Raw genomic sequence first — 2685 nt, 5'->3', positions numbered from 1 at the left:
GACATATCACCGATCTCATCTAAAAACAACGTTCCCTTATGGGCCAACTCAATCTTCCCAGGCTTACCACCTTTTTTCGCTCCTGTAAAAGCCCCCTCTTCGTATCCAAATAATTCAGCCTCCAAAAGATCCCTCGGAATCGCAGCACAATTCAAACGAATAAATGAACCCCTAGCACGCGGACTTGCACGATGTACCGCATGCGCAAAGAGCTCCTTCCCTGTACCGCTCTCTCCTCTTATCAAAACGGTAGACCGACTTTTAGAAACCTTCAAGGCCATCGTTTTAACTTCTTTCATTTTCGCACTCTCTCCTATAATACTTTGAAAGGACAACCTACCTTCTTGCAACCGCTGTAATTCAGTTTGATAGTAAGATAACTTTGATTCCATTGCACTAATCTGATCCCCCAAAGCTTTAAACTGCTGTATATCATGAAACATAATTTTACCAATCGCACCAATAACCTCACCGTCCTTAACAATAGGTATGCGAGTTGCGATAATATTCCGATTACTTATACGCTGGATATGCCCAATTTCCACCTGTCCCGTCTTCACGATAATATGCATCCTCGTATTCTCAACAACCTCCGTACAATGCTTACCTATCGCTTCCTTTGGATCATCAATCCCTAAAAATTGTGCATAAGAACCACTTAAAAAATTGACAATCCCTTGTTCATTTACCCCTAGAATACACTCCGACAGTAAATTCAAGGCATTTTCATACCGACTGATGATACTTTCCAAGGACTGTATACTTTTTTCCTTGTTTTCCAAGATGGCAATTGACCCATCTTCTTTCCCGCTCTGATATACACGGGATTCATTCATAATCAATACTTGGTTTCCCACCTTACACTCGTACTTGTACAAACTATCATTTTGATTCACTACTAGCTTTTTACGATCAGGAATAATCGTTGATATATGCTTACCTATTATTTCATTTTCTTTTTTATGTAACATGCTGCAGAATGGTTGGTTGCTGAATGTGATGATTCCATCATGACTTATGACAGCAATTCCGTTATTCATTACCTGAAGAGCCTGGCTTGTTAACTGCAAATTCATTCTTTCATCCATATGCATTTGGAAGCCCCCCCTATCAAATTGTGCTCTTTCTCGCATGTATTATATATTCATTTTAAACATTTACTTTCCTTCGGCTCTTCCGTTTGAAGTAATAATTTCTTGAACCAGTAATATAGCTGATTAACCGGTAGGTTCTTTTTTGACACCTGTCAGGTTTTAATAATCCAATTTCTTTAAATCCTTGGATGTAAGAAGATGAATCTCATGGGCTATTTACAACTTGTAGGTGAGGAATATTTGACGCTTACCTTAGATACCTAATGAGTTTTATGAAAAGTAAAAAACAGTTGATGGAGTGTCTTCCATCAGCTATTTTAATTACGAATTTTGGTGATGAAACCCATAATTATTAGATTTACTTTAGCATAGCTTCTTATCCCCCAATCCCCAACTAAACCATCTCCCATGCCCTTCCGTTTCCCCAACAGTTTCACAATATTCGTTTCCGTTAATATAATAATCAATATGAAGGTCCCGGTCCCACATATTGTTATATAGGTGGAATACATCACGTTTTGCACCGATTTCTTTAATTTGTTTTTCTAGCGCATGTTTTACTTGCTTAGGTATTTGATTTGCGACGTGTGTATGGAAAATGCAGATAACAGCATCTTCACTTATTTGTTCAATAATAGATGGCAACAGCTCTACACCGTCTCCTTCTATTAATCGGACGGATTCATTTTTAACTAAAGATGCTGCTTGATCGAACAGTTCAAGTCTTTCTTTATGTTCTGGCCAAATTAGTGCACGTAGCCATAAATAATCTTCCTCATTATGTAAATCATTCACATGTAAATCAAGCCCGATTCTTTCTACGACAGGTGGACTTTGTTTTAGAAAACGGGGCACATTCTCCCCTCTTATTTCAGAGGTTAAATGTACATTCGAATTTATATTTCCATATGTTTCATCTGTTCCGTACGAATAGCTATATTGGTCCCAGAACAGTTGTAATCCAGAACTTGTACCAATTTCAATTATCACTAACGGTTTATTCACTTTGTTAAATATGCAGCAGAAACTTGGGTATAAGTATGCACATCGTCTTACTTCATTCGTTTGAACGAGTTTCGTTTGTAATAAAGTAATGATTTCTTCTCGGTACTCATTACAGAAATCTTTAAATTGTTCAAAAGCTTTATCTAAATTTGTTTTAGCATTTTCAACTAAGCTACTATAATACGTTTTTAAATGATGGTCTTTTCCTTTTAGCAATAAATAATGTACTGCACCTAATAATAAGTTTGGGATTGGTTGCCCTACTTGAGCGTAGGAAGATAGTGTAAGTACTTCCTCATCTTCAGAAATCTTCATTGATAAGTATTCGTATAAATCACTTGATCCTTTACATTCCTTGATTGAAAAATTTCGAAATAAGTTTGCGACTTGTTCTTTTGTAAGCATTTGTATCCCTCCTTGGTTATTTTCAGAATAATCTTATCATTTATTTGTTATTTACTCTATTTTTTCAAATTAGATGTTACAAAAATAGAATTTTACTAGTTTCCAAAGATAAAACATAAAAATAGAAGTTTTTTTGGGATAACATCAAAATGGAATTCTTCTCCAAATTCCGCTTTACTAC

General features: G+C 35.9%; 2 protein-coding genes. Both read right to left on the bottom strand.

Going from position 1 to position 2685, the window contains the following annotated elements:
- Positions 1 to 1094, bottom strand: a 1094-nt coding sequence (locus tag AC1DTM_RS22115; RefSeq protein WP_477000884.1) for a sigma 54-interacting transcriptional regulator, incomplete at its 3' end; no start/stop codon positions are given.
- A 363-nt stretch (positions 1095 to 1457) separates the two neighbouring features.
- Positions 1458 to 2504: a DUF2332 domain-containing protein gene (locus AC1DTM_RS22110; protein ID WP_477000883.1), complete on the bottom strand. Its 1047-nt coding sequence runs from the start codon at positions 2502 to 2504 to the stop codon at positions 1458 to 1460.
- Positions 2505 to 2685 lie beyond the last annotated feature (181 nt).

The sequence above is a fragment of the Bacillus sp. P4_D3 genome, from assembly GCF_056401855.1.
The sequence above is the reverse complement of the archived record's forward strand: the minus strand, read 5'-3'. Positions and strand labels throughout refer to the sequence as shown.